This window comes from Acinetobacter sp. IRS14 (genome assembly GCF_034650275.1).
Classification (GTDB): Bacteria; Pseudomonadota; Gammaproteobacteria; order Pseudomonadales; family Moraxellaceae; genus Acinetobacter; species Acinetobacter oleivorans.
In genome coordinates, this window is sequence record NZ_JAOVFN010000026.1 from 4,881 (window position 1) to 16,998 (window position 12,118).

General features: G+C 41.0%; 24 protein-coding genes and 1 pseudogene. 23 read left to right on the forward strand and 2 right to left on the reverse strand.

The window, feature by feature from the left end:
• Both ODQ17_RS16950 and ODQ17_RS16955 read right to left on the reverse strand, forming a co-directional pair.
• On the reverse strand, positions 1-222 hold a 222-nt coding region (locus ODQ17_RS16950; protein ID WP_322905178.1), incomplete at its 3' end, for a pentapeptide repeat-containing protein.
• Between the two features lie 187 nt (positions 223-409).
• Positions 410-1,156, reverse strand: a complete 747-nt coding sequence (locus ODQ17_RS16955; RefSeq protein WP_322905086.1) for a LexA family protein — start codon at positions 1,154-1,156, stop codon at positions 410-412.
• A gap of 134 nt (positions 1,157-1,290) precedes the next feature.
• On the opposite strand from ODQ17_RS16955, the gene ODQ17_RS16960 reads away from it, so the two are divergent.
• The 23 genes and pseudogenes from ODQ17_RS16960 to ODQ17_RS17070 all read left to right on the forward strand — a co-directional run bounded on the left by ODQ17_RS16960 (position 1,291) and on the right by ODQ17_RS17070 (position 12,111).
• Positions 1,291-1,509, forward strand: a complete 219-nt coding sequence (locus tag ODQ17_RS16960) for a hypothetical protein (RefSeq protein ID WP_135536305.1) — start codon at positions 1,291-1,293, stop codon at positions 1,507-1,509.
• Positions 1,510-1,629: 120 nt separating this feature from the next.
• Positions 1,630-2,493, forward strand: coding sequence for a hypothetical protein (locus ODQ17_RS16965; protein ID WP_322905089.1), 864 nt, complete (start codon positions 1,630-1,632; stop codon positions 2,491-2,493).
• Positions 2,486-3,265 (forward strand): hypothetical protein, encoded by a 780-nt coding sequence (locus tag ODQ17_RS16970; RefSeq protein WP_322905091.1) that lies wholly within the window; start codon positions 2,486-2,488, stop codon positions 3,263-3,265. The genes ODQ17_RS16965 and ODQ17_RS16970 overlap by 8 nt, the downstream gene beginning before the upstream one ends.
• Before the next feature lie 68 nt (positions 3,266-3,333).
• Positions 3,334-3,814 (forward strand): annotated as a pseudogene (locus tag ODQ17_RS19235) (DNA cytosine methyltransferase); the annotation flags it as partial.
• 421 nt (positions 3,815-4,235) lie between these two features.
• A complete protein-coding gene (locus ODQ17_RS16980; RefSeq protein WP_322905095.1) occupies positions 4,236-4,661 on the forward strand; it encodes a hypothetical protein in 426 nt (141 codons plus the stop codon).
• On the forward strand, positions 4,658-4,894 hold the full coding sequence (locus ODQ17_RS16985; protein WP_322905097.1) for a DUF3310 domain-containing protein: 237 nt from the start codon (positions 4,658-4,660) through the stop codon (positions 4,892-4,894). The genes ODQ17_RS16980 and ODQ17_RS16985 overlap by 4 nt, the downstream gene beginning before the upstream one ends.
• Positions 4,891-5,100 carry a hypothetical protein gene (locus tag ODQ17_RS16990; RefSeq protein WP_322905099.1) on the forward strand — a complete coding sequence of 70 codons (210 nt, stop codon included), beginning with the start codon at positions 4,891-4,893 and terminating at the stop codon, positions 5,098-5,100. Before ODQ17_RS16985 ends, ODQ17_RS16990 begins: the two co-directional genes overlap by 4 nt.
• On the forward strand, positions 5,097-5,420 hold the full coding sequence (locus ODQ17_RS16995; RefSeq protein WP_322905101.1) for a hypothetical protein: 324 nt from the start codon (positions 5,097-5,099) through the stop codon (positions 5,418-5,420). The genes ODQ17_RS16990 and ODQ17_RS16995 overlap by 4 nt, the downstream gene beginning before the upstream one ends.
• Positions 5,407-5,724, forward strand: a complete 318-nt coding sequence (locus ODQ17_RS17000) for a hypothetical protein (RefSeq protein WP_322905103.1) — start codon at positions 5,407-5,409, stop codon at positions 5,722-5,724. Before ODQ17_RS16995 ends, ODQ17_RS17000 begins: the two co-directional genes overlap by 14 nt.
• A complete protein-coding gene (locus tag ODQ17_RS17005; protein WP_322905105.1) occupies positions 5,717-5,932 on the forward strand; it encodes a hypothetical protein in 216 nt (71 codons plus the stop codon). The genes ODQ17_RS17000 and ODQ17_RS17005 overlap by 8 nt, the downstream gene beginning before the upstream one ends.
• A complete protein-coding gene (locus tag ODQ17_RS17010) occupies positions 5,932-6,318 on the forward strand; it encodes a hypothetical protein (protein ID WP_322905107.1) in 387 nt (128 codons plus the stop codon). The genes ODQ17_RS17005 and ODQ17_RS17010 overlap by 1 nt, the downstream gene beginning before the upstream one ends.
• Positions 6,315-6,581 carry a hypothetical protein gene (locus ODQ17_RS17015; protein WP_322905109.1) on the forward strand — a complete coding sequence of 89 codons (267 nt, stop codon included), beginning with the start codon at positions 6,315-6,317 and terminating at the stop codon, positions 6,579-6,581. The genes ODQ17_RS17010 and ODQ17_RS17015 overlap by 4 nt, the downstream gene beginning before the upstream one ends.
• Positions 6,582-6,589: 8 nt before the next feature.
• Positions 6,590-6,841, forward strand: coding sequence for a hypothetical protein (locus ODQ17_RS17020; protein WP_322905111.1), 252 nt, complete (start codon positions 6,590-6,592; stop codon positions 6,839-6,841).
• Positions 6,842-7,133: 292 nt separating this feature from the next.
• The gene (locus ODQ17_RS17025) at positions 7,134-7,427 is read left to right on the forward strand and encodes a hypothetical protein (protein WP_322905113.1); all 294 of its coding nucleotides are present in this window, start codon (positions 7,134-7,136) and stop codon (positions 7,425-7,427) included.
• 10 nt (positions 7,428-7,437) lie between these two features.
• Positions 7,438-7,929: a hypothetical protein gene (locus tag ODQ17_RS17030; RefSeq protein WP_322905115.1), complete on the forward strand. Its 492-nt coding sequence runs from the start codon at positions 7,438-7,440 to the stop codon at positions 7,927-7,929.
• A gap of 276 nt (positions 7,930-8,205) precedes the next feature.
• Positions 8,206-8,433, forward strand: a complete 228-nt coding sequence (locus tag ODQ17_RS17035) for a hypothetical protein (protein ID WP_322905117.1) — start codon at positions 8,206-8,208, stop codon at positions 8,431-8,433.
• A gap of 8 nt (positions 8,434-8,441) precedes the next feature.
• Entirely contained in the window at positions 8,442-8,645 is a 204-nt protein-coding gene (locus ODQ17_RS17040) for a hypothetical protein (RefSeq protein ID WP_322905119.1), read from the forward strand.
• Positions 8,596-8,871: a DUF968 domain-containing protein gene (locus ODQ17_RS17045; RefSeq protein ID WP_322905121.1), complete on the forward strand. Its 276-nt coding sequence runs from the start codon at positions 8,596-8,598 to the stop codon at positions 8,869-8,871. Before ODQ17_RS17040 ends, ODQ17_RS17045 begins: the two co-directional genes overlap by 50 nt.
• Positions 8,872-8,904: 33 nt before the next feature.
• Entirely contained in the window at positions 8,905-9,315 is a 411-nt protein-coding gene (locus ODQ17_RS17050) for a hypothetical protein (RefSeq protein ID WP_322905123.1), read from the forward strand.
• A 121-nt stretch (positions 9,316-9,436) separates the two neighbouring features.
• Positions 9,437-9,919, forward strand: coding sequence for a hypothetical protein (locus ODQ17_RS17055; protein ID WP_322905124.1), 483 nt, complete (start codon positions 9,437-9,439; stop codon positions 9,917-9,919).
• Positions 9,920-9,922: 3 nt separating this feature from the next.
• Positions 9,923-10,213 carry a hypothetical protein gene (locus ODQ17_RS17060; protein WP_322905126.1) on the forward strand — a complete coding sequence of 97 codons (291 nt, stop codon included), beginning with the start codon at positions 9,923-9,925 and terminating at the stop codon, positions 10,211-10,213.
• 7 nt (positions 10,214-10,220) lie between these two features.
• The gene (locus tag ODQ17_RS17065) at positions 10,221-10,682 is read left to right on the forward strand and encodes a terminase small subunit (protein ID WP_322905128.1); all 462 of its coding nucleotides are present in this window, start codon (positions 10,221-10,223) and stop codon (positions 10,680-10,682) included.
• Positions 10,660-12,111 (forward strand): phage terminase large subunit family protein, encoded by a 1,452-nt coding sequence (locus ODQ17_RS17070; RefSeq protein WP_322905130.1) that lies wholly within the window; start codon positions 10,660-10,662, stop codon positions 12,109-12,111. Before ODQ17_RS17065 ends, ODQ17_RS17070 begins: the two co-directional genes overlap by 23 nt.
• The last annotated feature ends 7 nt before the right edge of the window (positions 12,112-12,118 follow it).

The window sequence follows — 12,118 nt, forward strand, 5'->3', positions numbered from 1 at the left end:
GTTGGCACCGTAAAGGTTGGCACCGTAAAGGTCGGCACCGCGAAGGTTGGCACCGTAAAGGTCGGCACCGTAAAGGTCGGCACCGCGAAGGTTGGCACCGTCAGTAATAGCACTTTCCAATGCATGACGAGCAATCATTCCTGATTCCATTCCTTCAGGAAAATCACAGGTAAAAAGGACTTCTTCTGTCCAATGATTTTTTATTTCGAATTTCTGTGTCATAATCATCTCACTCATTGAGTAAAAGTCCCTGTCCGTCGAAAGCTAGGGGCTTTTTTGTTATCTGGTGAGATTAATAATAACGATGTTATTATTTTATATCAATAGCAATGTTATTAAATTTACATTTTTTTAAAAACAAAGTTATAAAAAATCCCGCATATAGCGGGATAAAATAAAAGTGTTGTTATTAATTATAACGAGCTGCGCGCTTAAACATCCTTCTGTGCTCTACAACAGTGCCAATAATTTCAACATGTTCACGATCAGAGCGGATTGTTGGGAAGTCTGGATTTAATGGAACAAGGTCAAACACCTCAACACCATGTTCATTTAGCCCACGGCTACGAAACTTCTTAAAAGTAATTTCCCCGTTTCCATTTTGTGCAAGAACGAAATCAGTAGGGTGTGGCTTAACATGTGTATCAATAATGATTAAGTCCCCATCACGAAACTCATCCATCATACTATCCCCAACAACATGCGCTGCAAATGTATGGGGACTTACATCCACACTAGTAAAAGTATAGTCGTCAGCAGGCAAGAATATAGCTTCTCTATAGTTCCCCGCCTGTACATATGTAAGGATTGGAACCCTTTTTAATCCCTTGATAGACGCCACTTCGGCATTCCCATCTAGATGATCGCTGTTGATAGTGCTTACTGCACCAATACCAGCAGCCAACTCTGGGCTAATTTCTAGAGGTGGCACACCAAAGTAAGTAGATAACTTAATAAGTGCATCCAAGTTTAAAGGTGTACGCCCATTTAGGTACGCACTAAAAGCCCCTTGAGTGTTCCATCCGCATGCCTCTGAAACGTCTTCTTGTGTAACTTTGCTGCCTTTTTCCTTGGCTTCAGCTTTGAACTTATCCCAAACCTTCTTTAAACGGTCTGCATCCTGTTGTCGTTCAAGCGATAGTGGTCTTCTGGCCATTATGCACATTTGTCTATAAACCTGTGATGGGGTAATCATAATAACGCTGTTATTAAACAACAAATAACAATGTTATTGCAAGTGTTAAATAGCAATGTTATTATTTAGATGTTTTCACTAACATAGTTATTATTATGGAAACAGTTCCTTTAACTACCTTGATTGATAAGCATGGGCGTGAAGGTGTGGCTGAAATGGTCGGATGCCATTTGACAAACATTAATCACGTTATTGCGAACGATCGAGAGGTTTATGCGGTTTTGGATGACGGTTCTCAAATTGTTCATTGCTTTGAAGTAAGAAAATTCCCAAATCGAAAAATCTCTAAGGCCAAAAAAACAAAAAGCCCCTAGCGGTAACTAGGGGCACACATTCATAGGAGTCAAGTCGAATGAATGCAACACCAAATATAACACAGCAATCAAGACAGGTGAAGCATGGCGAAATCTGTTCTCACGGATCAGGAGGATGACATGTCTAAACTCCTGATAAATGAATCGCCATTGCAAGTACAGCCGTCACTCGCTATGGCAATTGGTTTGAATGAAGCAATCTTCCTACAACAACTTCACTATTGGCTTGGTGCATCTAAGTTCAAACGTGATGATCGTGTGTGGGTTTATAACACTTATCCAGAGTGGTTACTTCAACTCAAATACATGTCTTTGGCTACTCTAAAGCGCACAATTAAATCGCTTAAAGAGCAAAAATTAATCCTTGTTGAGCGCTTCGATAAGGCTAAATCTAACCAAGTAAATTTCTACGCAATTGACTACGATATTTTGGCAATTGTAGAAGAAAATATTACTCAAGCTCTTGATTCTATTGATCAGCTCAAAATGAGCCAATCGAGTAGCTCAAATTGCACCATTCCATCAGCTCAAAATGAGCCAATGGATAGGCTCAAAATGAGCCAATCTCTACAAGAGAATACACAAGAGATTACACAAGAGAATATTAATAAAAAAACTAAACAAAAAAGTTCTAAGTTTTCTTTGGAAGATGCATGTGCTGTAACTCTACCAAATGGTGTTGATCGTTCTCTTTGGATTGCATACATCGAGATGCGTCATGGGATGAAAAAAGCACCGACTCAAAAAGCGGTAGAGCTTGCAATTGGTGATCTAACAAAAATGGGTAGCAGCGTTCTTGCTAACCAAGCTCTTGAAAACTCAATTAAGAACTCATGGGTGGGGTTGTTTAAACCGAAAGAAGCAGTTCAGTCTTACTCGAATGCTCGAAATGATCGTGATGCAGCATGGGCAGAGTATTACCGTAACCGTGAACAACAGCATGAATCAAACCTTTTAGATATTCAGGGGGTGACACATGTCTGAGTTCTTCTTTGGTAAAGCGCAAGCTGAGCAGCTAGTAGACACAATGCGAGTTATCCATGGTGGCCTATTTGCGAATCAAATGGGCAACGTTAGTCCAGCTCAAATTGAAACCATCATCATGGGCGCTCTATTTGGCATCACAGAGCAACAATTCCACTTTGGGCTATCTCAGCTTAGCTCAAGCCGTTTCTGTCCCACTATCGCTGAATTTAGAGCAATGTGCCTTACAGGTTCATGGTGGTCTGTGGATGAAGCATGGGCAAGAGCATGTGAATACACAAAAGATCGTAATCAGAAGATTACAACACTAACCAAATATGCACTTGAGCAAGTAGAGCACTTAATCACTTTGGGGCAAATGACTGAGGCACGCAGCCAATTTAAAGGCGTTTACTCTGCAAACCTTATGAAGGCTCAAGCTTCTGGAAAACAGCAAGAGTGGTATCAAGCGCCAAAACAAATTGCGTTCAAAGTAGCTGACAAACCAGAAGGCAATAAGTTTGAACTCAATGATGATGAAAAGCGTATTCAACTCATGACTTCACAACTTATGAAACAGGGGATGGGTTTTAAGCAAGCATTCAAACAAGCGCAAATCGCTATTCGAGGCGAGATCAAGGAAATCAATAAGATGACTGACGATATAAAAAAGCTTGAACTCAAACCCGACACTGAATATTGGCCCGATCCATTCGACCAGAAAGAAGAATTTAAGCAAATGCTTGAAGCCGATGGTCTTAAGTTGCCTATGGCGTTGAGAGGTGCAGCGTGAAACATCCTCTAGATAATCAAACAGTCGATTGGTGTGAAGAATTAAAAAATAAAGGTGGCTTAAATGAGTTGGCTCTTTTCGCAGGCGCTGGTGGAGGAATACTCGGATCGCATCTCTTGGGATGGAACACAATCTGCGCAGTTGAACGTGATGCCTACGCAAGCCAAGTTTTGGCGCAACGACAAAATGATGGATTTCTCAAACCTTTCCCGATTTGGTCTGACATTACAACTTTTGACGGAAAACCATGGGAAGGAGTTGTTGACGTTATATCTGGCGGATTTCCATGCCAGGACATCAGCAGTGCAGGAAAAGGCGCAGGAATCGATGGAGAGCGTTCAGGCCTTTGGTCAGAAATGGCACGAATTATTGGTGAAGTACGACCTAGTTACGTGTTCGTGGAAAACTCACCATTGCTTATTTCCAGAGGACTTACCCGAGTCATTAGTGATCTTGCCGAAATGGGGTATGACGCTCAATGGGCACGTTTATCAGCATCCAACCTTGGAGCGCCCCATATCCGTGACCGAGTCTGGATTGTTGCCTACTCCCAAAGCATCAGATGCAACACGAATGGATTGTCCATCAGAGCGGAACAGAAAGAGCCCTTGTCTGGAATCAACAATAAAGATGTGGGCTACGCCAAAAGCACTGGACGGGAACAAGCGTGGGAATGTCAGTGCGGATCCCCGAAATGGTTTAGCAGGTCAAGTAAAGAATTATCCAACACCACAAGCATCGGATTGTCGCGATCGAGGAAATCTTGGTTCGCCTGTGATCCAGCGGAGAATCCAGAAGGGCAAACAGATCGGACTTTCTATGAGTGTGTCGGACACATCTGGGGCATTAAATCCCAATTGGGTAGAGTGGCTAATGGGGTGGCCCATCGGGTGGACCGACTTAAAGCCATTGGAAATGGACAAGTTCCAGAAGTGGCTAGACGCGCATTCAGAATCTTAGGGGGTGCAGCATGACTCTAACTGAAGTAAGAAACAATTTGAACAATATAGCTATGTTAAAGAATCGCCCACCTTACGAAATGTGTGTTGTGAAGGCTGTACGTGATGCTTTTGAGAATGGAACAGAACATCAGCTTAAAACAGAAATCATTAGATTTTTAAGAATGCAAATGGAAATGGAATTGCTTAACGATGAGTTGTTTGAATTGGAAGTTGATCCTTCACTTAAGCATACGTTCGTTAATAAAGATTGCCTGGACGGTTTAGTTGATTGGATTTCAAAAGTACATGGAAGACAGCAGCAATTGGCCAAAGTGGCAAATGTATCTCCTTCGCTTATCTCTCTAGCAAGAAACACTCGCAAATGCACGTTGAGCTTATACAAGCGCCTCATGAAAGGCAAAGAGATCATGGTGATTAAGGAGTTAGTGGCATGACTGACAACGTAAACCACCCTAAGCATTACACAAGTGATCCAAGTGGCGTTGAGTGTATTCAGATCACAAGACATCGAAACTTCAATATTGGTAATGCAATCAAATATTTATGGCGAAATGGCTTAAAGGACTCAGATAGTCAAATCCAAGATCTACAAAAGGCTGTTTGGTATATCGAAGATGAGATCAAGCGCTTAGAGATCATGACAGGACATGACAAGGAGGCGGTATGAAACTATTTATCGCTGATTGGTCTGTAAATAAAAAGACCTACGAAGAGTTTCAGAATTTTCTAGTTGATATTGGTTTTGACGTTCAGGTCAAAGGATTCGATCTTGTAGCAACAAATGGTAGCAAGGTTCTTTTGATGTTTAAGGGCTTTAAATGCAATAGAAACATGCTTGCTGCAACTCGTAGATTTAAGGAGCAAAGCCAATGAAACCAGAACAGTTTATTCGTGATTGGGGTTTGCCAGAGGCTAAACGACTTATTAATGAGTCTCCTGAATGGGCATCTGAGTGGTGCATGGATTGCAAGGACTACATTAATTATTGCGACTCAGATGTTGTTAGTGATTGCGAATCTTGTGTCTCAATTGCTGGCCTAGAGCGTCTGGTGGAGTCTTTGGATTTGGTTAAAAAACTAGGTGGCTTGCAAGGTGCAAAAGCATATGTTCCAGACGGCTATAAGTCAGATCGTTTGAAGCAAGCCATCCGCGACCACGAATCAATATACGGAGGCGGGGATGAAGATAATTGATCGAATTCTCATTGTGAGACGTGCAGTGCTAATTGCCCTTAATCCAAACGTGGATGGAGTTTTCATTAAGCGACTTGGTAAGGATGGGCGAGTCTATAAAAACCTAATCTGGACTGATCGTGAAAAGGCAGTCGATTTCTATAAGCGAGACATGATTGATCTATTCACAGAGAAAGCAAAAGACGCAGACAACTTAGCTCACTTGGTGAATGTTTATATCCAATGGGTTCAAGAAGATTGGAACAAGATGCATCCAAATGACAAGGTGCAGTTCTTCGCAGAAAAAGGAGCCAGCCATGAGTGAGTTTAAAGCGGGTGATTACGTTGTTCTTGTGGAAGCAGGCAAACGGCTGGACGACATCAAGATCCAAATGAGCTGCGGCATCAAACTAAATGATCTAGGTGTTGTGGCTATGGGTTTTGATCTTGGTAGAGATATTACGCATGACCTCGGCGACGACTCCCACATAGAAAACCACATTTCGCCGAATTGCAAAGTGGAGGATGTGTGATGGATAACAAAAGCAGAAATCTAGAACTTGAAGCATGGCTAATTGAAACCACTGGCGAAGAGATGATGGCTAATCATCTCGGGCCTAACTGGAACAGGTTTAATGAAGAATTTGGCTTCTATCCAAATATGAGCATGACAATTGCTGATCTAGTTTGGCAGCACCAGCAAGAAAAAAACAATGAACTACAGAGCCGAGTAGATGCCCTGACGCTTGCTTTATATCAAATCGCTTATCCAATTCCACATATGCAAAAAGAAGCTGAACTGAATGGATGTGAGTTGAATGGTTATTGGGCCGTAAAGATGTCAGAAGACCATACATATTCAAAAGACATTGCACGTAGAGCATTAGAGAAAGAGCAAGCGCTCAAGGGGGAAGGATGAGCAATGAACTATACGTGAAAGTTATCTTTATCTGGATCCTGATCAAGTGCTTAGTGAGGCTGATTGAAGGTATCTCATATTTCATTTCACCATTAAAAATGGAGCGTTTGCAAATCGCATCGCATAGAAGAAATATAACCAGTTCTCAAGTAATGATTAATGACTTAAAGCAAGGTAAGGGCTTAATCACTGTTAGATCATTAGCACTTGTAGAAGTGGTTTTCTTCGCAGCATGTATCAAAGTTTTTATTGGCTTGTGGTGAGGTGACCAATGACCACATTCAAAGAGGCTCAAAACTACGCGAAGCAGATTAAGAATGCTAAGCGTGGAGGTTATACACCAACAATTGCAAAGGATGTAAATAAGCACATCAAGCAGAAGTTGATCAAGCTAGATAAGCGTCTTGACCAAATGTTTGAAGACAAGTGGAGCGAATGGGAGCAAACAGCAGATATGTACTCTCAAGGTTATGCGAGTGCTATTGAGGCTATTCAGCATGAGATACAGGAGCTTCTGAAATAATGCGTAGAGCAGCAAAAATTGATGCAAATCAAAACGAGATTGTCAAAGCTCTACGCCAACTTGGGGCAAGTGTTCAGTCGCTTGCTTAAACTGGAAAAGGATGTCTGGATCTGCTTGTAGGGTTTAGAGGCACTAACTACTTAATGGAAATTAAAGATGGTCAGAAGTATAAGTCGGATAGAAAGCTTACTCCTGATCAAATCGAATGGCATGAATCATGGCGCGGCAAAGTCTTTGTGGTTGAGAGCACAGACGAAGCGCTTCAAGTGATTAGTAAGGTTGAGGTGGCGTGATGGTCTTTTATGAAGTTGGCACTTACGAACAGCATGAAGAGGGTTTTCATGCTTTCTTTCGCACTCGTTTTGAAGATAAGGCTGAGCAAGTCAAAGCATGGGCAGAAGAGTATCAATCAAAGACACCTAAATGGCCAACAGATGAAATTGAGGAAAATCAACTTCAATACATGGATCTGGTGCAAAAACTTGATGATGAATTTTCAGAACTAATTGGCAAAAAGTTCTCAATCTCAAATTATTCAAAAGAATTGTACTCAATACTAATAAACAAAGCTGAATTGGACGATTAAGGGTGACGGTATGAATGCGGCAGTAAATCACATTATGCAAACAACGGACTGGACTAAATACAGTCTAGAAGAATGGCTTTATCAATTTGGGGCTTGGATGTACTCAAATTCTGGAACTTGTGGAAAGAGCATAAACCCGATTGCTGTCGCTATGGATCAGGCAGTAGTTAAGCGTAAGAAGTTTAAGTTAGGCGTCAAGAAGAAGCGTCAGGTTGTGGCAGATTACATGCTGAGTGAGCAGGAAAAGCCAAAGGTGTCACGTAAAGGTTTAACCTGTGAAATTACAGACAATGAAGCGCGTGCCGTACAGCGATTAATCTTGGATATGCAGGATGAATCATTCATTTTGGATGAGTGGTTAGATGCTGTGATTGACCGCTATTTCTATGGAAATTCATGGGCTGAAATGGTAAATGAAAACCGCACAGGAGTAGATGCAAAGTTTGATGTTAAGTGTGGATTAGCTGCAATGCATGTCCGTTATCCATTTATTAAATTTTAATGCCCTGAAAAATTGACCTTGATCAAGGCAAGTGTTATATTCGTGCTATAGTGGTGCGAAGTGTAAGTAAGGCATCACTGAATAAATAGCTCATCATTCGATGGGCTTTTTGCTTTTTGGAGGTTCATATGCTCCGAATAATTAAGCAGGTCTTTTGCATACATGTTTGGGAATATGAATCCGACATGTTCAATCAGAAAGAATGCAGAAAGTGTGGAAAGATTAAGTGTTTGTAGCCCTGTCGTTTGACGGGGTTTTCTTTTTTGGAGAGTAAGAATGATTGATTGGACCAAAGCACCTGATGGCGCATTTCATTGGGAACGTTTTCCAAATGGTCGTTGTGTTTGGCATTATCGCACAAATGGGCAGACACTTAGCAAAGCAGCTCCTAAGTTTGAAGTTAATCGAAGCTCTGTATGGAAAGACCCAGAGCAACAAAAACAAGCTGATCAAAACAAAGTTGTTATTCCAGATTGGATGAATGTGCGACTTGCAAATACTTAGGTGAGTGTATGGACACAATCGAAGCGAAGAAGAATTTAGAAATCTATAAAAGCAACTTAAGTAAGTTGAACAGCTATAACCATTTGTTTAGCAGCCAGACTTTCAAAGATGAGTGTGAGCGAGTCAAGAAAGACCTAAGCAAACAAGTAGAGAACTTAGAAAATGCGCTCGCAAAAGAAGCTAAACGAAATAAGAGCGCTTCCATGCGTTAGATGCGGCTATCCTTACTCACAAGCGGCTCATTCTAATTCTGGTAAGCACGGCAAGGGGAAGGGAATAAAATCCTCAGATGAGTTTACTGTGCCGTTATGCCATAAGTGTCACTTCCTATTTGACACATACCAATTAGGCACAAGACAAGAGTCAGAAGCTCTATTTGGTGGTTGGTTAGAAAAAACAGAGCGGATGCTTAATCTTAAAGATAGTGATGTTTTTTGATATAGTATCCTTAAATTCTAAGAGATAAAAAGCATGTCGATAGCTGATAAAATATTCATTGGGCATAAGACATTTAAAGAAGAATATAAGGAAGATCCAGACCTTTTATTTGTGAGTTCGTATGCGCATGAACAGATTTGTAGTGCACCTGAGTTTGAGCGCTGCGTTCAAAGCAACGTGGTAGGATGCGAGCTAATACCTGTACTGAGTATGGATCAAGAGTATCGTTTTTTAACGCGTGAAGACGTTGAACAAGCTAGAACTTCATACAATAACTCACCAAGTGACCCTGTTTTAATAAGAAAATTAGTAAAAACAGATAGGTCTGAAGCGGCAAATGCTAGAAGATTAGGCGAAGAGAAAGCAGCAAAACACCTTTATGTCCCGCTTGATATTATCAGGGCTTATGAAAGGCACTTTGGAAATAAAGATTTAAATTTTTAAGCCACCCTCGGGTGGTTTTTTATTGAGGTGGGTATGACAACAGAACAAGGTTTCATAATCCTATTTGCTTATTTAATCGGTTTACTGATTGGTTGGATTATCACAAAGAAATGAGGTCAAAATGGAATTCCGACAAGTTGTTAAGAACCATTGCGACATTTCACCAGTTACTAACTTTCTAAATGTGAATCATGGTAAGGCAGCGAGTGAAGGGAAGCCGTTAGTTGTACTTATTGCACCTCAAGAGAAAGACAGATCTAAAGCTCAAAACCGTTTGTACTGGATGTGGCTTAATCAGTGGAGCAAGAAGCAGGGAACAGATAAAGAATATGAACATCTGTTCTTTAAGAAGAATTTCCTAGCAAAGATTTATGATCGTGATGACGTTGGCCAATACAAGAAAACATTCAAGGCTGTTAGAGAGTTAAAGGATTTTAAGCATCCACTATATCAAGATGTAGCAAACGGCCTGTGTGAGCTAATGAGCACGACGGATGCAAGTACAGCTCAATTCACCGAATACCTAAACGACATTCATGCATTTTGCTTGAAACAAGGCTGCTACTTAGAAACGCCTGATGATTTGATGTATGTGTTGGAGTGAGCAATGATTCCTCTCTATCCATTCCCATTGCAATCAGTAATTCAAAAATTACAGGAAGAACAACATATGAAATCAAATGATGACGAAATCAAATATCAAGATGACAATCTCGACCACACGGAAGATGACTACAAAGAAACAGCATGTGAGTCTGTAGGTATTAATTCTTCTTATGAAACCAAGCATAAGCTTGAACTTTTAATTAAGCTAGACAATACAAATGCTTGCAGAGAGAACAATGAAATCGCAGGCAAGGTTGAGGCTAAAATCTTAGAGTTATTAGATAAATTATAGGTGTTAAATGGAAGAACAAATCAAAGGCGCAGAACCCCTTGAAGATGAACGCCATGAGAAGTTCTGCCAAGAATATATTGCAAACCCTAAGTTAAGAATTTCAGACGCAGGGCAAGCAGCTGGTTACGAGCATCGTCAAAATGCTTGGGCTGTGTATAAGCGCCAAGACGTTCAGGATCGGATTGCATATCTAAATCTAGAACGAATGGCCGACTTGCGTGTTGATCAGTACATGGTGATTAGAAACCTTAGAGACATTGCGGATATGGCAATGAAAGAGGGTGAATATTCTGCTGCAAACAAAGCCAATGAGCTTCTAGGTAAGCATATGAATATGTTTACAGACAAAGTTCAGCACGAACACTCAGGGAAAGTTGATATTAAACAATTAGCCGATGATGACTTGGATAAGCGCATCAAAGAGCTTGAAAATAAGGTGATGCCAAATGACAAGAGAGGAGAAGCTTGAGTATTTAGCATTGCTTGAAGAGAAAGAGCGTCGATTAGAAACCTACAGATATAAGACTCTTGGTGAAAAATTCTATCCATTTCAGAAAGAGTTAATTTGGGCAACCAAGCAGTATTCGCAAGTCATGTTAATGGCTGCAAACCAAATTGGCAAAACCTTCTCTGGAACTTATGTTGATGCTATTCATGCATTGGGTCATTACCCTGATTGGTGGGATGGGCATACATATGATAAGGCCCCACTTTCATGGTTATTGGGCTATTCAGGTGTTAAGTGTCGAGATTTACTTCAAACTCCAATTTTTGGACGTAGAATTGAGAATAAATGGGTCGGTGGTTTGATTCCACCCGAATACATTCTTGATCATGAATCGATGATTGGAACACCAAATGCCATGCAGTCAGTCTATGTAAGACATGGTGGTGGTGGCGATGTTCAGTATCAAACATCAAAAGTGCAATTCTGGTCTTATTCTCAAGGACAACATGCATTGATGGGGGATAAAGTTGATTGGTTTCATATTGATGAAGAGCCAAAAGACCAAGAAATTTTCCCTCAAGTTCTTATTCGCACAACGAATGGCGACCAAGGTAAGGGTGGTCGTGGGATCTTAACCTTCACACCTGAAAACGGACGTACTGGATTAGTTATTCAATTTATGGATACACCTGGAGAGGGGCAATATCTTATTCAGGCTGGCTGGGATGATGCACCACATATTAGTGGTGAAGTTAAGAGAAAAATGCTTGATGCAATTCCACCACACCAAAGAGAAATGCGTACTAAAGGTGTTCCAATGCTTGGTCATGGTCGTATTTATGACCTAAGTGAAGATTACATTACATGTGATCCATTTGAAATTCCAGATCATTGGATGGTTATTGATGGCATGGACTTTGGATGGGATCATCCACAAGCTCAAGTCCAGCTTGCAATTGATATGGAAACAGAAACTGTCTATGTCACACATGCATGGAAACAGCGCCAAGTGTCGCCAAATGATGCATGGGGTGCTGTTAAGTCATGGGCTCAAGGTGTGCCAACTGCTTGGCCTTTAGATGGTCTTCAGACTGAAAAAAGCTCAGGCAACCAACAAAAGTCGTACTACAAAGAAGCAGGCTTCAACATGCTTAATGAGCATGCAACTTGGGTGGATGGGTCTAATGGTGTAGAGGCAGGATTATTTGAAATCCTTGATCTAATGCGCAAAGGACAGTGGAAGGTATTTAAAGGCTTAAGAGCATTTCTAGATGAATTCCTTCAATATCACCGTGACGAAAAAGGCCGAATTGTAAAAGTAGGCGATGACGTTTTAGATGCTTCACGTTATGCATACATGATGCGTCGACATGCAATTCAAAAAGGCCTAGTTGGCAAGCCTAAAAAACCAAAAGTCCAAGTAATTCCTACAGCGCACCGCTGGAACTAAATTAATT

What these genes read in the sequence shown, in the direction of transcription:
- ODQ17_RS17005 (WP_322905105.1), top strand. Translation starts at nt 5,717, where the DNA reads ATGAGTGAGTTTAAAGCGGGTGATTACGTTGTTCTTGTGGAAGCAGGC.
- ODQ17_RS16990 (WP_322905099.1), top strand. Translation starts at nt 4,891, where the DNA reads ATGAAACTATTTATCGCTGATTGGTCTGTAAATAAAAAGACCTACGAA.
- ODQ17_RS16960 (WP_135536305.1), top strand. Translation starts at nt 1,291, where the DNA reads ATGGAAACAGTTCCTTTAACTACCTTGATTGATAAGCATGGGCGTGAA.
- ODQ17_RS16985 (WP_322905097.1), top strand. Translation starts at nt 4,658, where the DNA reads ATGACTGACAACGTAAACCACCCTAAGCATTACACAAGTGATCCAAGT.
- ODQ17_RS16970 (WP_322905091.1), top strand. Translation starts at nt 2,486, where the DNA reads ATGTCTGAGTTCTTCTTTGGTAAAGCGCAAGCTGAGCAGCTAGTAGAC.
- ODQ17_RS17070 (WP_322905130.1), top strand. Translation starts at nt 10,660, where the DNA reads ATGACAAGAGAGGAGAAGCTTGAGTATTTAGCATTGCTTGAAGAGAAA.
- ODQ17_RS17045 (WP_322905121.1), top strand. Translation starts at nt 8,596, where the DNA reads ATGCGCTCGCAAAAGAAGCTAAACGAAATAAGAGCGCTTCCATGCGTT.
- ODQ17_RS17040 (WP_322905119.1), top strand. Translation starts at nt 8,442, where the DNA reads ATGGACACAATCGAAGCGAAGAAGAATTTAGAAATCTATAAAAGCAAC.
- ODQ17_RS17035 (WP_322905117.1), top strand. Translation starts at nt 8,206, where the DNA reads ATGATTGATTGGACCAAAGCACCTGATGGCGCATTTCATTGGGAACGT.
- ODQ17_RS17000 (WP_322905103.1), top strand. Translation starts at nt 5,407, where the DNA reads ATGAAGATAATTGATCGAATTCTCATTGTGAGACGTGCAGTGCTAATT.
- ODQ17_RS16965 (WP_322905089.1), top strand. Translation starts at nt 1,630, where the DNA reads ATGTCTAAACTCCTGATAAATGAATCGCCATTGCAAGTACAGCCGTCA.
- ODQ17_RS17060 (WP_322905126.1), top strand. Translation starts at nt 9,923, where the DNA reads ATGATTCCTCTCTATCCATTCCCATTGCAATCAGTAATTCAAAAATTA.
- ODQ17_RS17015 (WP_322905109.1), top strand. Translation starts at nt 6,315, where the DNA reads ATGAGCAATGAACTATACGTGAAAGTTATCTTTATCTGGATCCTGATC.
- ODQ17_RS16995 (WP_322905101.1), top strand. Translation starts at nt 5,097, where the DNA reads ATGAAACCAGAACAGTTTATTCGTGATTGGGGTTTGCCAGAGGCTAAA.
- ODQ17_RS17010 (WP_322905107.1), top strand. Translation starts at nt 5,932, where the DNA reads ATGGATAACAAAAGCAGAAATCTAGAACTTGAAGCATGGCTAATTGAA.
- ODQ17_RS17030 (WP_322905115.1), top strand. Translation starts at nt 7,438, where the DNA reads ATGAATGCGGCAGTAAATCACATTATGCAAACAACGGACTGGACTAAA.
- ODQ17_RS17065 (WP_322905128.1), top strand. Translation starts at nt 10,221, where the DNA reads ATGGAAGAACAAATCAAAGGCGCAGAACCCCTTGAAGATGAACGCCAT.
- ODQ17_RS17025 (WP_322905113.1), top strand. Translation starts at nt 7,134, where the DNA reads ATGGTCTTTTATGAAGTTGGCACTTACGAACAGCATGAAGAGGGTTTT.
- ODQ17_RS17020 (WP_322905111.1), top strand. Translation starts at nt 6,590, where the DNA reads ATGACCACATTCAAAGAGGCTCAAAACTACGCGAAGCAGATTAAGAAT.
- ODQ17_RS16980 (WP_322905095.1), top strand. Translation starts at nt 4,236, where the DNA reads ATGACTCTAACTGAAGTAAGAAACAATTTGAACAATATAGCTATGTTA.
- ODQ17_RS17055 (WP_322905124.1), top strand. Translation starts at nt 9,437, where the DNA reads ATGGAATTCCGACAAGTTGTTAAGAACCATTGCGACATTTCACCAGTT.
- ODQ17_RS17050 (WP_322905123.1), top strand. Translation starts at nt 8,905, where the DNA reads ATGTCGATAGCTGATAAAATATTCATTGGGCATAAGACATTTAAAGAA.
- ODQ17_RS16955 (WP_322905086.1), bottom strand. Translation starts at nt 1,156, where the DNA reads ATGGCCAGAAGACCACTATCGCTTGAACGACAACAGGATGCAGACCGT.